Origin of the sequence: Brevibacillus jepli (assembly GCF_047229145.1) — a bacterium.
Lineage (GTDB): Bacteria > Bacillota > Bacilli > Brevibacillales > Brevibacillaceae > Brevibacillus.
Map to the genome: position 1 here is coordinate 171,979 of NZ_JBFEFW010000010.1, position 16,599 is coordinate 188,577.

A 16,599-nucleotide genomic window follows, 5' to 3' on the forward strand; every position below is an offset into this window, starting at 1 on the left:
AACGGGGGAGGGAAGCGCGTTGTTTACTCGTATCAACAGGCTGGCAATTGAGCTGCCAGAGCCGGCTTACGGAGATGCCAACGCAGCAGCGGCCGTCCAGGAGCTATTGGGCGGTCGTTTTGGTGAGATGTCAACGTTGAACAATTATTTGTTCCAATCCTTCAATTTTCGCGGGAAGAGCAAGCTGAAGCCTTTTTATGACTTGGTTGCCAGCATTACGGCGGAAGAGGTAGGGCATGTGGAGCTGGTCTCCAATGCGATCAATCTGTGCATGAAAGGCATTACGCGGCCAGGGGACCCAGATACGACTCCGCTTAATAACGGCTTGAATAAGCGCAATACCTACCATTTTATTGCCACAGCTCAGACCGCGATGCCAGGAGACTCCATGGGAAAATCATGGACAGGGGATTACGTATTTTCGAGCGGGAATCTGGTGCTTGATCTTTTGCACAACTTTTTTCTGGAGTGCGGGGCGCGTACGCATAAGATGCGTGTATACGAAATGACGGATCATCCCACAGCGCGGGCCATGATCGGTTATTTGCTCGTCAGAGGTGGCGTCCATATCGTAGCGTACGCCAAAGCACTGGAGATCGCTACCGGTGTTGATTTGACCAAAATGCTTCCTGTACCCGATCTCGACAACGAACAATTCGATGCGACTCATCCGTATATCGCGATGGGCTTGAATCGCAAGCTGTTTACGTTCAGCTATGAGGATTATCAGGATATCGCCATGATTTGGCGCGGCCCGTTGCCTGATGGTGGCACAGCGGAGGTCATTCAAGGCGTCCCGGATGGTGGACCCATTCCAGACCTTGATGAATTGCCAGAAGAATTTGCGCCAGGTGTATCGCGCGAAGACTTTATGAAAATTGCAGAACGCTTGCAAAGGTCAGCGGGGATGTAGATGGCAGAGGAATTATATACGTAAAAAAGTGACCAGTCGGCGGTGGGCACATGTGTGCATGCAGATTGGTCACTTGTTTTGGGTGAAGCTTATACTACGTCGTTCGATTCACAGCCTTGCCGAGTGCGTCTTCTAGTACATGCGCATACTGCATCGTCGTTTCAATTTTGGAGTGCCCCAATTGTGCTTGTAGCTGGTGCGGGTCGGGGTTCAAACGGAGAAACTGCGTAGCGAAGCTGTGACGAAGCTTATGTACCGACAAGTCGGGGATACCAAACGCTTTGGCATACTTTTTGACGAGCTTTTGGACAGAGCGTACCTCGATGCGATGTCCGTTTGGATTGGCCGGGGAAACGGCAAGAAAAACAGCGTCCTCTTGCGGAGCGGGATTGTACTTTTCGCGTAGCTGTAAGTACCTGGATAAATACTCCTTGCCCCAGTCACTGAAAAACGGAGCATCTTCTTTCTTGCCTTTGCGGACCAATTTCAACTGGTTTTTTTCCATGATGATGTCGGATAGATCGAGACTGACGATCTCAGACACGCGGAACCCACCGGAGAGAATCATCGCGATCAAGGCGGTATCCCTGTCGCGGTTTTGCATATGATACTGCTTCTTTTTTTCCGTATCGCAATGAGCGAGGTATCCATTGTACACAAAATCGACGAACTGGTAGATTTCATCGTCAATCAATATTTTTGCTCGAATGGCATGGGCGCGTGCGAGGGGAGTCAGCTCCGTGATCTCCAGCTCGATTTTGGCCAGTACATTCCGCGTCAAATACGATTCGCCGTTCTCATCTTCTGCGAGGGCAGACAAGTAATGAAAAAGCGATTTCAAGCTCGATATTTTTCTGCTGATGGTGCGGTCGCTGTACTCTTTCTTCGCGCTTTTGGTAGGGTTCGAGAGCAGAGCGGATCGTTCGTACAGATGCGACTCCTGCAAGTATAAAATGTAGCTTTCAACCGTTTCCTTCTTCAAGTCGTTCAAATCGCTTAACGGTATGTCCTTCATATCCGCCGCGGTACTCAATCCTTCCGTCAGCATCCAGCGAAAGAAAAAAGAGAAATCACGAAGGTATCCAAGCAATGTAGACGGCGAGTTCTTTTTCGATTTTTTATGCTCAATAAACTTTTCTACATACCACGGGTAGGAGCCCGCTGTTTGCAAGAGCTGTAAGGCATCGCGCTGTTTGGTAACGGACATGCTTTCACCACCGAAATCTTTTTGTATTTCGTATACGAACATATATTCTATCAAAAACCAAACGTTCTGGGAATTGCAAATTGAACAATTTACCGTCATGATGGGGGTAGTTGTAATTATGTTTTGATAGGAACGGAGAGGATCTGTAGTGGCAACATGGGACTTATCTCAGACGAGACATCATGTGTTGATCTGTAATGGCGGAAGCTGTATGCGCAAGGGCGGAGAAGAAGTTACCGTAGCCATCCGCGAAGCGATTACGAACGCAGGCTTGGATGACTATGTACATACAACCCGCACGCGTTGCAACGGACGATGTGAGGACGCATGTGTGATGATCGTGTACCCCGAGGGAATCTGGTATGAAAACGTGACGCCAGAAGATGCACAGATGTTGGTGGAAGAGCATTTTCAAAACGGCAGACCAGTTGAGTCCTTGATGACGCATCGCTTCGAAACGAACGGCTTTGTGCGCACCATCGACACCAAGCCTGGTATCTTAAAATCACAAAAGGCAAAAAAATGAGGGAAGACCACGCTCCGCTTACCTGTAGCAGGAGCGTGGTTTTTTCTTTATTCAGGAGTCTAAGATTACGACAAAAGGAGAAAGTATGAGAGATGACAATATCGTAACGAAATGATTGAAAACGTTAACAATGTGTCTTTGTGATGTGGACGTTTTAAGCAAAAGGTGGTAAAATGTCTGTAGATAAGGTTGATTTTATGCGAATTTTATCACAATGATATGTCCATACAGCGTGAACAATTGTTTTTGTGGAAGTTACTAACCTATGGCTGAAATAATGGAGGGATTCTCGTTGGCGAGCAAAACACTTGAACATTTTTTACATGAAAACTTAGCTGATTTGAAGAGCAAGGGACTGTACAACGTTATTGATCCGTTGCAAAGCGCGAACGGACCTGTGATTACGATTGCAGGAAAAGAACTGATTAACCTTTCCTCCAATAACTACCTGGGCTTGGCTACCGATCAACGACTGGTGGACGCAGCGGTTGCAGCCGCGAGTAAATACGGAGTAGGGGCAGGGGCTGTACGTACCATTAACGGAACCTTGGACTTGCATGTGAAGCTGGAAGAAAAGCTCGCTGCTTTCAAGCATACGGAAGCCGCTATTTCTTATCAGTCTGGCTTTAACTGCAACATGGCTGCGATCTCTGCTGTCATGGACAAGAACGACGCGATTCTTTCTGATGAGTTAAACCACGCTTCCATTATTGATGGATGCCGCCTGTCTCGTGCGCAAATTATCCGCGTGAATCATTCGGATATCGACGACCTGCGTGCAAAAGCGAAGGAAGCAAAAGAATCTGGAAAATATAAAAAGCTGATGGTCATTACCGACGGCGTATTTTCGATGGATGGCGATATTGCCAAGCTGCCGGAAATCGTAGAAGTAGCAGAGGAATTTGACCTGATTACGTATGTAGATGATGCGCATGGCTCCGGTGTTCTCGGTAAAGGGGCTGGAACGGTTAAGCATTTTGGCCTATCGGATAAAATCGACTTCCAAATCGGTACGCTTTCCAAAGCGATCGGGGTTGTCGGTGGTTATGTAGCTGGACGCCAAGAGCTGATCGACTGGCTGAAGGTACGCAGCAGACCGTTCCTGTTCTCGACGGCGCTGACTCCAGCGGATGTAGCAGCTTCCATTGCGGCTATTGATATCTTGATGAATAGCACTGAGCTGCATGACAAGCTGTGGGATAACGGCCATTACCTGAAAAAAGGCTTGAAAGAGCTGGGCTTCAATATCGGGGACAGTGAAACTCCTATCACTCCATGCATTATCGGAGACGAGCAACAGACACAAGAGTTCAGCAAGCGACTGTATGAAGAGGGTGTGTACGCCAAAGCGATCGTATTCCCGACTGTACCAAAAGGAACTGGACGTGTACGGAATATGCCGACAGCAGCACACAGCAAGGAATTGCTGGACCGCGCCCTTGGCATCTATGAAAAAGTTGGGAAAGAAATGGGGATCCTGAAATGAAAAAAATTCTGGTAACCGGGGCGTTAGGACAAATCGGTTCCGAGCTCATCATGAAATTACGCGATATTTACGGAGCTGATCAAGTCATCGCTACAGATATCCGGAAAAACGAAGACGATCCAGTCGTGCAATCGGGTCCTTTCGAAGTTCTTGATGTCACCGACGGGAACCGGATGTTTGAACTGGCGAAGTCTCACGGCGTGGATACGATCATGCACTTGGCTGCACTGCTGTCCGCAACCGCAGAAGCAAAGCCTCTATTGGCATGGAATCTGAACATGGGTGGTCTGGTCAACGCGCTGGAAGCAGCACGTGAGCTGAACTGCCAGTTCTTTACACCGAGCTCGATTGGCGCATTCGGTCCGTCAACACCGAAGGACAATACGCCGCAGGACACGATTCAACGACCTACGACCATGTATGGTGTGAATAAAGTATCTGGTGAGCTGCTCTGCGATTACTATTATCAAAAATTCGGTGTAGATACACGTGGCTTACGTTTTCCTGGCTTGATCTCGTATGTAGCTCCTCCAGGTGGCGGTACGACGGACTACGCGGTAGACATTTACTATAAAGCGATCCAGAATGGAACGTATACGTCCTATATCGGCAAAGGTACCTACATGGATATGATGTATATGCCTGATGCTCTGAATGCGATCGTTTCCCTGATGGAAGCAGATGCATCCAAGCTGATTCACCGCAATGCGTTCAACGTGACTGCGATGAGCATTGAGCCAGAGGATGTAGCTGCTGCGATCCGAAAACACATTCCTGAGTTTACGCTCTCTTATGAAGTCGATCCTGTGCGCCAGGCGATTGCCGACAGCTGGCCGAACTCCATTGACGCTACCGCTGCCATGCAAGAATGGGGCTTCAAAGCGGAGTACGATCTGGACAAAATGACCGAGGACATGCTCGCAAAACTGCGGGGAAAGCTGCTCCAGCAAGTCGGATAAACGAATAGCAATAGAAAACTGCCACTTCTTCTTGTATGGTTCTACGAGAGAGTGGCAGTTTTTTTGCCAAATAACAAGCTTTACAAGACTTTTGAATGCCTTTCCAGCTGTACGGGCACATTAATTCTGAGCGTAACGACCCTCTCTTTCGGTTATCAGAAATATATTTCGATCTAAAAAAGCTGGCTGAGTCAAACAGAGATACCCGTCCAGATTTGATTTCCGCTATTACGCAGTATGAAGGCTTACTGAATGAATCAGAGGGGTATTCACCTGAGTAGCAAGAGCAAACGACAAGAGAGGAAGAGAACCATGGATTTGCACAAAAACTTGCAGAGCAACCATACTAACGTTGATGAAGAAGGACAAGCCGTTCAAAAGTTACAAGATACCAAAATAAGTCGTAATGAAGATCAACATGTAGAAAGCTGGGGATGGTCGAATAATACTGAGACCATTCGAGATCATTGACCCACTTAGACGAACGAAACCTTCCGGGAGCGGGAAGGTTTTTTTAAATCATAGCCTAGCATCATACGAAAACCGTCCAAACAAGGACGGCTTTCATGGCTTAAAGTAGCATTTGTGGTTGAGGCTGGTAGGCGTTAATCATCGTGTTCATTGTGTGATCGGCAAGCTGCGGAGCTTGGTAGAAGCCCCGAGCATTCATGTATTGCCAGGTCTCATACGCCATTTGCTGGCATGCATTTGCGCCGTTCACATGATATTGGCGAATACCTGGATCTACGCACTCAGCCGCCCAGAGCATGCCAATAGCCGAACCTGCTTTATGCCAGTTCAACATCAGGGTAGTAATCGTCATATCTGACAAGCGTGTCGGGTGTGGGTTGGGAGCAGCCATCTGCGGGTTATTAAGACCAACTGCAGCTGGTTGTGCTACACGCAATTGAATAGGAGCTGGCGCTATGTTGATACCTTTTCCCTGCAAGAGGCTTATCCCTTGCTGGTATGCATTCATGATCATTTGCTGATGCCGGTTAATGATGCTTGTTAATTGGGGGTCTTGTGCCATCTCCGCAAGTAATCCGTGCATTTCAATCGCGGCGTGCTTGGAACGGAGCGCTTCTTGTGTTTCCAAAAATTCATGAGCAGCAAAACGTTGCATAATGGCCTCCTGATGTCTCGTTTTGGTTTTGGACTGTCAACCTTTGTTATTGTTTGTTCAGAGGCAATGGATATTCAGGAAGAATATACCCAATCTAACTGACGTATTCAGCTGAATAGGAATTGGAACCTGCGTGTACGGAAAGCAATGTGTTGGCGTAGCCCACCAATCGATTGACAGTCTCATCCACTACTGCGTAGACTAGCGGGTGCAGAGTAGGGTCATACAGCTTTGGGTCATCGAAAATCACTGTGGTATTGATGAACACTTCTCGATTTCCCATCAAATCGTAATGGATGATGACTTTGCCACATGCGCCTTCTGTCTGCGGATCGCGATAGTTTGGCAAAAAAAGATACCATTCCTCGGCAGTTGCCGAGCGGAAATTTTTCGTGAATGTGAGACCTTGGATTGCTTCCTCGGTTTTTCTTTTTAATTCGGGGTTCATCAAAAAATCCGACACGAATCTATCCTCCTTCTGCTCTTTTTTCAGTATGAATGAGGAAGGGGAAATCCATGCAGCAAGGAAAAAATGTGCAATTTCGTACAGAGCTGCTTTTTCAAACAGGACTTTTCCGTACGTATCCACGACCGCCAATGTCCCTGTTAACCTGTTTTGTCGCATTTTCAGCAACAATAGAGGCTGTAATCTGAATTGTTAATGAAAATTAATGGGTAGTTAGATTTTTGGGGTTGTTGCAATGTATAAGCGGGTATGTTAAGATCGTGCTGACATTTAACGATTGGAGTTGAAGAGGATAATGTAATATTTCTTGCTACGTTTTGAAGAATAAAGCAATGTTTGTTTTGTTCTTCATTGGCAAGAAAGTTGCCTTATTCTTTTCACTCAGAAAATATACCTTTTTCATCCCCTGAACCGGGCTGGATTTGCCGTATTTTTTTGAGCTACAAGAAAGGTAACTTTCTTGTAGCTCTTTTTTATAACGTTTGCCTATGGCTCCGACCATCCTTTTTGTGGAGCATGACAGCGAGTTTTGCAAGCATATCGCGACAAAGATTGTGGAACTGAAAGAGATAAACCAATTTTAGGAGGATGAAAGCGATGGAGATTGAGGTTGTAGATGATTGTGTGAACCGGTTCCTGTTAGGTGAAGCGGTTCACAAAAATACAAATCGGTTGCCGGAGGTTTACCAATCTATCGACAGGTGCACGTAGCGACCCGTCTGCAAACGTACGTGCTGTTTCTGTATAGTTGGTTAAAATGACGTGTCAAAGTGCCAACTGACGGTTGCTTTATTACGTTTTCTCCGGCGGTAAGGAGAAGACATGAGACGATCCTCGAAATATGAAACGATTCGGCGAATATTGTCCGACTGCAAGCAGCCCGAGTATCGGTATGCTCAGATTATGGACGCGATTTTCAAGCAAAACATCGGTGAATACGAACGGATGACCATATTACCCAAATTTTTGCGCGACGAGTTGACCCAGATACTTGGTCCGAATGTCTGCAGCATCGTTCCGGTAAAGGAACTCAAGTCGAAACAGGTCAGCAAGGTGCTGTTTGCCATTGCGGGCGACGAACGCGTGGAGGCCGTACGACTTACTTATGAGCGGGGGTGGAAATCGTATTGTATTTCCACGCAGTGCGGCTGCGGATTCGGGTGCAGGTTTTGCGCCACCGGTACCATCGGCTTGAAACGAAATCTGACCGCCGACGAAATTACAGACCAATTGCTGCACTTTCGCTTGAACGGCCACGCCTTGGACAGCGTCTCATTCATGGGCATGGGGGAGGCGCTTGCCAACCCGAATATATTTAATGCAATGACGATTTTGACCGACCCGCATCTCTTTGGTTTAGGACATCGACGAATTACGATTTCCACCATCGGCCTGTTGCCCGGGATCGACAAGCTGACACGGGAGTTTCTGCAGGTCAATCTAACCTTCTCGCTGCATTCACCGTTTGACGATCAGAGAAGCGAGCTGATGCCGATCAACGACCGATTCCCAGTTCGCGACGTGCTGAAGGCATTGGATCGTCATATCCGGCATACCGGGAGAAAGGTTTATATTGCCTATATTCTTCTTCGAGGTGTCAACGATTCGACGGCGCATGCGGAGGCAGTTGCCGAGTTGTTAAGGGGAAGAGGACCTGGGGAACATCTCTACCACGTTAACCTGATTCCATTCAATTCAACCGAAGTTACGCCAGACAGCTATCGGCAATCTGATCCTGACCGGATTAAAGAGTTTGTTCGGATCGTGAAGTCAAAGGGTATCAGCATTACGGTCCGAACTCAATTCGGATCGGACATTAACGCGGCATGCGGCCAGCTATACCGCTCCAAATAATCGATGTCAGAAACTGAATTTATAACAAAAAGAAGCGCCTTTGCCGCGGCTTTAGCCGGACGGAGGGCGCTTCTTCTTAGGATTCTTACAGTTTTTCACGAGCATGCTTAAGGGTTATCGAATTCTCGATCGCTGTCCACATATCCGTTGATTCAGAACCTACGTACCAGTACGCAAGCCCACCAATTTGCCATTGCAGACTAGCTTGAGCTTTAAGCCCAATTGAACGGCTTTCTTCCAGCCAGATCGTATGTGTGACGCCTTGTTTTTGATACGTTGAGCGGTATTGCCCAATTTTACCGTCCCAGACCGTCTTGGCTCTATATTGAGAGAGCAGCTGGTAGGACTGAGGAATGCTGAGGTCCGTTGATTTCAACGCTCCCTTGGATTGGTACCAATCACGTGTATACAGAGGCAATCCGACAATCAGCTTTTGGGTTGGAACTTCGTCGAGCAAGTCGGTAATGACTTTTTTCAACCATGGCAAGGATGCCACAGAGCCTGCTTTTGACCCGCCTACCCAGTGCTCCTCATAGGCCATTACTACTAAATAATCCGCATACTTTGCTAATTTAGCAAAGTCAAAAGGATCGCTCCAGTCTGAATCACCATCAGGCGGAATATCTACAGATAGCACAGCTCCTTTTGCGTGTAGAGCAGCTGCGAGCTCCTGGATGAACAAGGTAAAGTTGTTGCGATCCGCAGGGGAGAACCCTTCAAAATCGATGTTAATCCCATCCAGCTGGTACTTATCAATGAACGAAGAAAGCTTTTGTACGGCTGCCTTGCGTTTCTTGGGATCGGACAGCATGGCGTGGGTAGCAGCGGGATCGAATTTATTTCCGAATAGCGGCCACACCTGCTTGCCGTTTGCGTGTGCCCAATGAACGAGTGAAGCATCCGTAAAGTCGCTAATGGTTCCGTCCTTTTGCAGGAAGTACCAACGCGGCGAAAGTGTGTTGACCCCACTTTTCTTGACCTGTGCAATGAACTCCTCTGTCGTGGATTGGTATTGCCATCCGAGAGAGACAAGTGGCTTTGCTTTAATATTTTGCTTCTTCAAATTCTCCTGAATTCGATGCAAAATAACAGCCGTTTCTTCTCTCGATAGTGCTTGAGTCGGGCGGAAGTAGCCATTGTAGCCGACCAGCCATTTCTTTTGCATGGCGTGGCTGACTGAGGGGCGTGCCCAGCTCGAAATCGCATTGGCATCCTTCACAGGAAGCTGGTAAGAAGGCGAAATGCTTGTTTCCAGTGCGCGCACGAGAAACGCAGCGGCCTCTTCGCGAGAGATCGTCCGCTTCGGAGCAAAAGTAGTAGGACCGATGCCATTCGCGATGTTCAGTCCAGCAGCAGCCTGTACGTACCCGTATGCCCAAGAGTTTTTCGGGACATCCGAATAGGCTGCGACGTTGCTCGCCACAGGCTTAATACCGAGTGTGCGTGTGAGCATCGCGACAAACTCAGCACGCGTCACCGGGCGAGTCGGGTGAAAATACCCGTTTTCATCCCCTGCGATGACACCTGCCGCGTGTAGCGAACGGATTTGCTCTTTCGCATAGCTGTTTGCGATATCTTTTAAATTTTTCGTCGATGCTGTGGATGAAGGGACTCCCATTGCAAAAGAGAGACCATACACCAAAAAAGCCAAGGAGACTAACCAAATATGTATGTTTTGTTTTTTCATCATACATCCAGTATAAGAAGAGAGAACCAATCTTTCATTGGTCAGATTTTGGTAGAAACCTTGCAGAGGTGCCCGAACTCTTTTGGTGTAATATCGATATGATATGATGGAGGAATAAGAATAGAGAGAATAAAGCGAGGCGGAGAGAATGGAAGACGTACTGATTGTAGGAGGCGGGCCTTGTGGACTGGCAGCGGCAATTGCCTGCAAGCGAGCTGGACTTGATCCCATCATTATTGAAAAAGGGTCGCTAGTCCATTCGATTTATCGCTACCCGACCTATATGATTTTTCATAGCACACCTGATTTACTGGAGATAGGAGACGTACCTTTTGCAACGGCGAATGACAAGCCGACCAGACAGGAGGCACTGAACTACTACCGACTGGTTACAGCGCGTGAAAAATTGCGCGTGAACGTATATGAAACGGTTACGGAAGCGAAGAAGACGCCAGCTGGCTTCGAGGTCACGACTACAGACCGATTCGCCAAAACACATACGTACGAAGCGAAAAACTTGGTGATCGCCACAGGTTACTTTGACAATCCGAATCAGCTGCATGTACCAGGAGAGGAGCTGCCGAAGGTTTCGTCCTTTTATAAGGAAGCGCACCCGTATACAGGACTTAAGGTAGCGGTGGTAGGGGGAAACAACTCTGCCGTAGACGCGGCGATGGAGCTGGAGCGGGCAGGAGCAGAAGTGACAGTGATTTGCCGCAGAACGGAGCTTTCCGACAAGGTTAAGGCATGGACAAGACCTGTTTTTGAGAGTCTGATCAAAAAAGGACGCATCCATATGCTGTTCGGTTCAACTGTCGAGAGCATCGAGGAGCGTTCCATCAGGGTGAAAACAGGAGAGGAAGTCATTACGTTTGCGAATGATCATGTGTTTTCTTTGATTGGATATCGCCCGGATCGTACCTTCCTTCATTCGTTAGGGGTTATGATTGACGAGGAAACAGGAATCCCTTCGCATCATCCAGAGACGATGGAGACGAACATCCCAGGTCTCTATATTGCCGGAGTCATTGCGGCGGGCCATCACGCAAACGCCATTTTTATCGAAAATGGAAGGTTCCATGGTGATGGTATCGCCCGCCACATTGCCTCTCACAGGGAGCAGTAGCTGTTATTGATTAGAACTGCCACTCCAATTGTCTGCCGCCGATAAGGTGGTAGTGCAGATGGAAGACGGTTTGTTGTCCGTGTTTGCCAATGTTGGTCACGATACGGAAGCCGTCCTCTTTCACGCCCATTGTTTCTGCTACTTTTTGCAGTGACATATGGAGGTGGCCGATCAGCTCCTTGTCCTCAGGCTCGATAGCCAGAACGGATTGAATATGCTTTTTCGGGATCATCAGAACGTGTACAGGGGCAACCGGATTAATGTCGTGAAAAGCCAAGACATGCTCGTCCTCGTACACTTTTTTAGACGGAATGTCTCCGTTTACGATTTTGCAAAATAGGCAGTCCATAGGGCGATACATCCTTTCTAAAAAGATAGATAGTAATGCCTACTTCGTCATGCGAGTAGGCTTTCCCTGTTTTTTTACGCAGGAAAAGTCCGTTCCAAAAACTGAAGCACCTCGCGCCAAGAGTGCTCGGAAGCGTAGGCGTTGTTTTTGGGAGTACCACCATTGAGCTGTGTGCGGGTAGTCGGGATGTAAGGAAAACGGAGTCCATGCCCAGCATCTGTGTACCGCAAATGCACCACCGAATGAGCGAATTGGTGATCCTTTAACCGTTGTACCATTTGCTCGCAATGCTCTGCTGCCGGCCACCAGTGATCGTCCTCCGAGGAGAGGAAGAGGATCGGTCCATTAATTTTTTCTACTGGAATCTCGGCATCCTCTAACCACTCACAAGCTGCCCAGGCTTCGGCATGGATGTGGTCGATGCGTTGACCTGCGTCGAGCCGTTCTTGCGAGGCTTTTGTCTGATCCTCTGTCCATGGCACGAACGGAAGAGGCTGTCCTTGAAACGACCAGGAGGATTGCGGAGAGAACGTGTCTGATCCAGCGAATTCCTTATCCGTACCGATATTAACAGTAGAACTGGGACTCGAAGCAATGACAGCATGTACGTGGTGATCGAGCGATGCTGTGACTAATGCCAATTCAGCCCCTTTTGAACGTCCGAATAGCGTAATTTTATCAGGATGGACGGAGGGCTGCTGCTGTAGCCAGTGAATGGCGCGTTGAACATACTCGATCGGGATCTGGCGAATCTCGTCTGGAAGATCATTGCATTGGAAATAGGCGAGTGCGAGTGTCGGGTAGCCGTGAGAGGCGAACAAAGCAGCGAATTGGGAGCAGGAGCCAATTCCACCTTCGCTTCCACCTAGCACAACAATGGCCGGTCTGGGCTCCGTGTGAGGTTTTGAAAAAAACAGACCGACTAGCCCATGTTCGGTCACTTTATGTATCGATACGTCGCGGGAGACAAAGATGCGTTTCACTACAGCTTTCGCCACAGGTTTATCGTGGACTTCTGCAGTCAACTCTATCTCGGTGGAGCGTGGGGTGAACTGAAAGTCGTCCAGGGAATATGAATGAAAGAAGCGCAACGTCTGGACATTCATGGACCAGAACAACCCCATGGGATCAATCCCCTCATAAGTACCAAACAGGGGAGCTTGCGAGACCAAATCTACCGATCCATTTTCGTCCGCTTGGAAAATAGCGTGGGAGGATGCAGTCAATTCCCCTCCAGGCAACCCGTTTTTCAGTGTGGCATGAAGGGTGATTAACTGATTCGGGACAAACCCGCTGAGTGTGATATGAACCGGAACATCTAGCAAGGCTGTTGCAGGCGTAACTTCAATTTGCGGAAGCATCATTATTGTCAACACTCCTTCCAGATTACGGGAAAACTTGACATTTTCATTATAGTAGAAACGATAAAAGCTCGATGTGACGAAATGTGACGGTATGGTTAACTTGACTTCTCGCAAGGGGTGTAACTATAATCATTACAACGAAAGGGTGACACAGTATGAAAATCAGCAGCCGGTTCTCCATTGCGGTTCACATCTTATCGCTGTTATCCATTGATTCCAATTCGCATTGCACTTCCGAATGGATCGCAGGTAGCGTGAACACGAATCCGGTCGTGATCCGGCGTGTGCTGGGGCTGTTGAAGAAGGCAGGACTCGTGCATGTACGTGCCGGTGCTGGCGGCGCTTCTCTTGCCAAGGAACTGGATCAAATCACGCTTCTTGAGATATACCGTGCAGTCGATGTTGTGGAAGAAGGGCAGCTCTTTCACATCCATGAGCAACCGAATCCTGAATGTCCGGTGGGAGCGAATATACAATTTGTGCTGGAGCTGATTTTGACCCGTGCACAGCATGCAATGGAAGCAGTCTTGGCAGATGTGAAAATGTCGCATCTCGTTCAGGATTTGCGCGTAAAAATTTCCGAGAAAGCTCAGTAAGACAAAAAGAAGAGGCTGCAGTCGGTTACTTCAACCGCTTCAGCCTCTTTATAGTATGACGAGAGGGACAGGATTCACTATGGCAATAGGCGAAAAATATGGATATAATAAAATTGTTCGTAAATAGGCAAGAAACCGACAACGGCGTCGGTTGCGTATGGAAATGATGAGCAGTTGGCACGTCCGTTCAATGTTGATCGGGAGGTGGAGTATTGCGTCAGCATTATCGAGTCATCATCATAGACGACGACCCCATAACGCGTATGGACCTGGTCGAGATGTTGCAAGAGCAGGGATATAACGTCGTAGCTGAAGGAAAAAACGGCAAAGAGGCCGTTCGATTGACGCAAATGTGGAACCCGCATCTCATTATTATGGATGTTAAAATGCCAATAATGGACGGTTTGACAGCGACTGGGATTATCCGAGAGCATTCGGACGCGGCTATCCTTCTCTTGACTGCTTACAGTCAAAAGGACATGGTCGTGCAAGCCAAAGCGAAAGGGATATGTGCCTATCTGGTCAAACCCGTCATGGAAGAAGAACTGCTACCGGCAGTGGAGTTCGTGCTTACGGGCAAACAATGAACGAAAAAAGTGAATCGTATGAAGAGCAACGGCGCTTGGACCTAGGCGGATTATTTCGTCTTACGCTTCGAAGCGCTTTTTTACGTTCTATAGATAAAGATCAGGAAAGTTGAAAAGAAAGCGAGTGAAGCTAGAGATGAAATTGGCTTGCGTGATACGAAAACAGCATTACCAGTTTACTTCGGTTCGTGATGTATTGGCAAAAGCGAGTGAAGAAAAGTCTGGCGATCACATGAGTAAACTAGCAGCCAATTCCGCACTGGAGCGGATGGCGGCCAAAGTCGTATTAAGCGAAATGCAGCTTCGTGATATATATGAAAATCCAGTCATTCCGTACGAAAAAGACGAAGTGACACGTATTATTTATGATGATATCAATCTCTCCATTTACGAAGAGATTAAAAATTGGACAGTAGGGGAGCTGCGAGAGTACATCTTGTCGTTTTCCACAGGAATGCCTGAGCTCACAAGAATTAGCCGTGGACTCACGAGCGAGATGATTTCCGCTACGGCCAAGCTGATGTCCAGTATCGACCTGGTCATGGCTTCGCAAAAAATGAAGCATCAAGCTTATTGCAATACATTGATCGGCGAGCCGGGAAGACTTGCATTCCGTTGCCAGCCTAATCACCCAATCGATGATCCTGATGGCATTTTGGCTTCAATGAAGGAAGGCTTGTCATATGGATCAGGCGACGCTGTCATTGGAATTAACCCCAATAATGACTCTGTTGAAAGCGTTACCAAGCTCTTGAAAATGACAAATGATTTCATGCAAAAGTGGGAAATCCCTACGCAAAACTGCGTATTGGCCCACATCACGACACAGATGCAGGCTCTTCGCGGCGGAGCGCCAATCTCTCTGATGTTCCAAAGTCTCGCAGGCTCACAACGCGCGAATGATGCGTTTGGCGTGAACAAGGAGATTTTGGATGAGGCAATGGACTTGATGCTGCGAAAAGGTACGGCGTCAGGACCGAACGTCATGTATTTTGAGACAGGACAAGGCTCTGAAGTATCGCTGGACTCCCATGAAGGGGTCGATATGCAGACGCTGGAAGCGCGTACGTACGGTTTTTGCCGTCACTGGAAGCCGTTCATGGTCAATAACGTCTCAGGCTTTATCGGACCCGAAACACTATATGATGGCAGACAGATGATTCGTGCCGACCTGGAGGATTTGTTCATGGGCAAGCTGCATGGTTTGCCGATGGGAATCGCTCCGACTTATACGAATCACATGTATGCGGATCAGAATGACCAGGAGATTGCAGGAATGCTCACGACCCTGGCAGGAGCGAATTTTTACATGGGCGTACCAGGTGGCGACGATGTCATGCTCAGTTATCAGGATACGAGCTACCACGATGACGCCAGCTACCGCGAGCTCTTGGGACTGCGACCTCTCCGAGAATTCGAGAAATGGTTGGAAAAAATGGGCATTATGGAAAATGGTCGTTTGACAGAGCGTGCAGGCGATTTAACCATTTTTGACTAACGAGTGGGGAGGTAAGCATGATGAAACAGATCAATATGGACGATCTGGTCCAGCGTGTAATCGATGAGCTGTCCAAAAAAGGTCAGGGAGTTATTCATTTTCCTGAGCAAAAGCAATGCGGGGTACCGAACCCCAACAATCCAGAGGCATTAGAGCATGCGATGAAGCGAACACCAGCTCGAATCGGAATCGGTCGGGCGGGTACGAGAATGAAGACGGGGAGCTATCTGCAATTTCGCATAGATCAGGCAGCAGCTCGCGATGCGGTCATGAAAACAATCAGTCCGGAACTGATCGAGAGTCTGCAGCTACCTGTCCTTCATTCAAGAGCGACGAGCATGGAGGAATATTTAATGAACCTCGACTCAGGCCGGATGCTATCGGATGAGTCCGCTCGTTGGCTGGAGCAAAATGGGGATAAAAATAAGGACGTGCAAATCGTCATCTCGGACGGACTCAGCACTTCGGCGTGTGAGGCGACGATTCCAGACTTGCTGCCTGCGTTAATCCAAGGTCTTTCCATGAGAAACATCAGTGTAGGAAAGCCAGTGTTTATTAACAAAGGTCGCGTCTGGATTCAGGATCAGGTCGCATCCATCGTAAAATGTAAGGTCGTCATCTCCTTGATCGGGGAAAGACCAGGGCTTGCGACAGCGGAAAGCCTTAGTGCTTACATGATTTACAAACCGGATGCCAATACGGTAGAATCGGATCGTACGGTTATTTCTAATATTCATAAGGGTGGCACGCTTCCGATTGAGGCGGGTGCTTACCTTGCAGAGCTTTTGGAGGAAATTTTGAAGTACCAGGCGAGTGGTGTAAAATTATCACAGCTTCGGGCGAACAACGGGTAGA

General features: G+C 48.1%; 17 protein-coding genes. 11 read left to right on the forward strand and 6 right to left on the reverse strand.

Annotation, left to right across the window (positions count from 1 at the left end; translation table 11 throughout):
• Nucleotides 1–19: 19 nt before the first annotated feature.
• Nucleotides 20–913, forward strand: coding sequence for a manganese catalase family protein (locus AB1L17_RS13370; protein WP_412845326.1), 894 nt, complete (start codon nucleotides 20–22; stop codon nucleotides 911–913).
• Between the two features lie 94 nt (nucleotides 914–1,007).
• Here AB1L17_RS13370 and xerS read toward each other — a convergent pair whose 3' ends face one another.
• Nucleotides 1,008–2,120, reverse strand: a complete 1,113-nt coding sequence (gene xerS / locus AB1L17_RS13375; RefSeq protein WP_412845327.1) for a tyrosine recombinase XerS — start codon at nucleotides 2,118–2,120, stop codon at nucleotides 1,008–1,010.
• 148 nt (nucleotides 2,121–2,268) lie between these two features.
• Between xerS and AB1L17_RS13380 the strand changes: the two genes are divergently transcribed.
• The 4 genes from AB1L17_RS13380 (at nucleotide 2,269) to AB1L17_RS13395 (ending at nucleotide 5,562) form a co-directional block, all read left to right on the forward strand.
• Entirely contained in the window at nucleotides 2,269–2,646 is a 378-nt protein-coding gene (locus AB1L17_RS13380; RefSeq protein ID WP_412845328.1) for a (2Fe-2S) ferredoxin domain-containing protein, read from the forward strand.
• 292 nt (nucleotides 2,647–2,938) lie between these two features.
• Complete coding sequence (locus AB1L17_RS13385; RefSeq protein ID WP_412845329.1) at nucleotides 2,939–4,132, forward strand: glycine C-acetyltransferase; 1,194 nt, start codon at nucleotides 2,939–2,941, stop codon at nucleotides 4,130–4,132.
• Nucleotides 4,129–5,091: an L-threonine 3-dehydrogenase gene (locus tag AB1L17_RS13390; RefSeq protein WP_412845330.1), complete on the forward strand. Its 963-nt coding sequence runs from the start codon at nucleotides 4,129–4,131 to the stop codon at nucleotides 5,089–5,091. The genes AB1L17_RS13385 and AB1L17_RS13390 overlap by 4 nt, the downstream gene beginning before the upstream one ends.
• Before the next feature lie 312 nt (nucleotides 5,092–5,403).
• Nucleotides 5,404–5,562 carry a hypothetical protein gene (locus AB1L17_RS13395; protein WP_412845331.1) on the forward strand — a complete coding sequence of 53 codons (159 nt, stop codon included), beginning with the start codon at nucleotides 5,404–5,406 and terminating at the stop codon, nucleotides 5,560–5,562.
• 100 nt (nucleotides 5,563–5,662) lie between these two features.
• On the opposite strand, the gene AB1L17_RS13400 is transcribed toward AB1L17_RS13395, so the two are convergent.
• The gene (locus tag AB1L17_RS13400; RefSeq protein ID WP_412845332.1) at nucleotides 5,663–6,217 is read right to left on the reverse strand and encodes a spore coat protein; all 555 of its coding nucleotides are present in this window, start codon (nucleotides 6,215–6,217) and stop codon (nucleotides 5,663–5,665) included.
• A 94-nt stretch (nucleotides 6,218–6,311) separates the two neighbouring features.
• Nucleotides 6,312–6,680, reverse strand: a complete 369-nt coding sequence (locus AB1L17_RS13405; protein ID WP_412845333.1) for a hypothetical protein — start codon at nucleotides 6,678–6,680, stop codon at nucleotides 6,312–6,314.
• Between the two features lie 825 nt (nucleotides 6,681–7,505).
• On the opposite strand from AB1L17_RS13405, the gene AB1L17_RS13410 reads away from it, so the two are divergent.
• Nucleotides 7,506–8,537 (forward strand): Cfr family 23S rRNA (adenine(2503)-C(8))-methyltransferase, encoded by a 1,032-nt coding sequence (locus AB1L17_RS13410; protein WP_412845334.1) that lies wholly within the window; start codon nucleotides 7,506–7,508, stop codon nucleotides 8,535–8,537.
• An 85-nt stretch (nucleotides 8,538–8,622) separates the two neighbouring features.
• On the opposite strand, the gene AB1L17_RS13415 is transcribed toward AB1L17_RS13410, so the two are convergent.
• Nucleotides 8,623–10,224, reverse strand: coding sequence for a glycosyl hydrolase family 18 protein (locus AB1L17_RS13415; RefSeq protein ID WP_412845335.1), 1,602 nt, complete (start codon nucleotides 10,222–10,224; stop codon nucleotides 8,623–8,625).
• A gap of 148 nt (nucleotides 10,225–10,372) precedes the next feature.
• Between AB1L17_RS13415 and AB1L17_RS13420 the strand changes: the two genes are divergently transcribed.
• On the forward strand, nucleotides 10,373–11,350 hold the full coding sequence (locus AB1L17_RS13420) for a YpdA family putative bacillithiol disulfide reductase (protein WP_412845336.1): 978 nt from the start codon (nucleotides 10,373–10,375) through the stop codon (nucleotides 11,348–11,350).
• A gap of 10 nt (nucleotides 11,351–11,360) precedes the next feature.
• Here the strand turns inward: AB1L17_RS13420 and AB1L17_RS13425 are convergent, their stop codons facing one another.
• Both AB1L17_RS13425 and AB1L17_RS13430 read right to left on the reverse strand, forming a co-directional pair.
• Nucleotides 11,361–11,699: a histidine triad nucleotide-binding protein gene (locus AB1L17_RS13425; RefSeq protein WP_412845337.1), complete on the reverse strand. Its 339-nt coding sequence runs from the start codon at nucleotides 11,697–11,699 to the stop codon at nucleotides 11,361–11,363.
• A gap of 74 nt (nucleotides 11,700–11,773) precedes the next feature.
• Nucleotides 11,774–13,063: an acyl-CoA thioesterase/bile acid-CoA:amino acid N-acyltransferase family protein gene (locus AB1L17_RS13430; RefSeq protein ID WP_412845338.1), complete on the reverse strand. Its 1,290-nt coding sequence runs from the start codon at nucleotides 13,061–13,063 to the stop codon at nucleotides 11,774–11,776.
• 155 nt (nucleotides 13,064–13,218) lie between these two features.
• Here AB1L17_RS13430 and AB1L17_RS13435 point away from each other — a divergent pair, with 155 nt between their 5' ends.
• The 4 genes from AB1L17_RS13435 to eutC all read left to right on the forward strand — a co-directional run bounded on the left by AB1L17_RS13435 (nucleotide 13,219) and on the right by eutC (nucleotide 16,598).
• The gene (locus tag AB1L17_RS13435) at nucleotides 13,219–13,659 is read left to right on the forward strand and encodes an Rrf2 family transcriptional regulator (protein WP_412845339.1); all 441 of its coding nucleotides are present in this window, start codon (nucleotides 13,219–13,221) and stop codon (nucleotides 13,657–13,659) included.
• Nucleotides 13,660–13,871: 212 nt separating this feature from the next.
• Nucleotides 13,872–14,246 carry a response regulator gene (locus AB1L17_RS13440; protein WP_412845340.1) on the forward strand — a complete coding sequence of 125 codons (375 nt, stop codon included), beginning with the start codon at nucleotides 13,872–13,874 and terminating at the stop codon, nucleotides 14,244–14,246.
• A 136-nt stretch (nucleotides 14,247–14,382) separates the two neighbouring features.
• Entirely contained in the window at nucleotides 14,383–15,744 is a 1,362-nt protein-coding gene (locus tag AB1L17_RS13445; RefSeq protein WP_412845370.1) for an ethanolamine ammonia-lyase subunit EutB, read from the forward strand.
• A 20-nt stretch (nucleotides 15,745–15,764) separates the two neighbouring features.
• The gene (eutC, locus tag AB1L17_RS13450; protein WP_412845371.1) at nucleotides 15,765–16,598 is read left to right on the forward strand and encodes an ethanolamine ammonia-lyase subunit EutC; all 834 of its coding nucleotides are present in this window, start codon (nucleotides 15,765–15,767) and stop codon (nucleotides 16,596–16,598) included.
• Nucleotide 16,599: the final 1 nt, after the last annotated feature.

Excerpts from the sequence above, each read along its gene's own strand:
- xerS (WP_412845327.1), bottom strand. The coding sequence starts at position 2,120 with ATGTCCGTTACCAAACAGCGCGATGCCTTACAGCTCTTGCAAACAGCG.
- AB1L17_RS13390 (WP_412845330.1), top strand. The coding sequence starts at position 4,129 with ATGAAAAAAATTCTGGTAACCGGGGCGTTAGGACAAATCGGTTCCGAG.
- AB1L17_RS13395 (WP_412845331.1), top strand. The coding sequence starts at position 5,404 with ATGGATTTGCACAAAAACTTGCAGAGCAACCATACTAACGTTGATGAA.
- AB1L17_RS13400 (WP_412845332.1), bottom strand. The coding sequence starts at position 6,217 with ATGCAACGTTTTGCTGCTCATGAATTTTTGGAAACACAAGAAGCGCTC.
- AB1L17_RS13410 (WP_412845334.1), top strand. The coding sequence starts at position 7,506 with ATGAGACGATCCTCGAAATATGAAACGATTCGGCGAATATTGTCCGAC.
- AB1L17_RS13415 (WP_412845335.1), bottom strand. The coding sequence starts at position 10,224 with ATGAAAAAACAAAACATACATATTTGGTTAGTCTCCTTGGCTTTTTTG.
- AB1L17_RS13420 (WP_412845336.1), top strand. The coding sequence starts at position 10,373 with ATGGAAGACGTACTGATTGTAGGAGGCGGGCCTTGTGGACTGGCAGCG.
- AB1L17_RS13425 (WP_412845337.1), bottom strand. The coding sequence starts at position 11,699 with ATGGACTGCCTATTTTGCAAAATCGTAAACGGAGACATTCCGTCTAAA.
- AB1L17_RS13430 (WP_412845338.1), bottom strand. The coding sequence starts at position 13,063 with ATGATGCTTCCGCAAATTGAAGTTACGCCTGCAACAGCCTTGCTAGAT.
- AB1L17_RS13435 (WP_412845339.1), top strand. The coding sequence starts at position 13,219 with ATGAAAATCAGCAGCCGGTTCTCCATTGCGGTTCACATCTTATCGCTG.
- AB1L17_RS13445 (WP_412845370.1), top strand. The coding sequence starts at position 14,383 with ATGAAATTGGCTTGCGTGATACGAAAACAGCATTACCAGTTTACTTCG.
- eutC (WP_412845371.1), top strand. The coding sequence starts at position 15,765 with ATGAAACAGATCAATATGGACGATCTGGTCCAGCGTGTAATCGATGAG.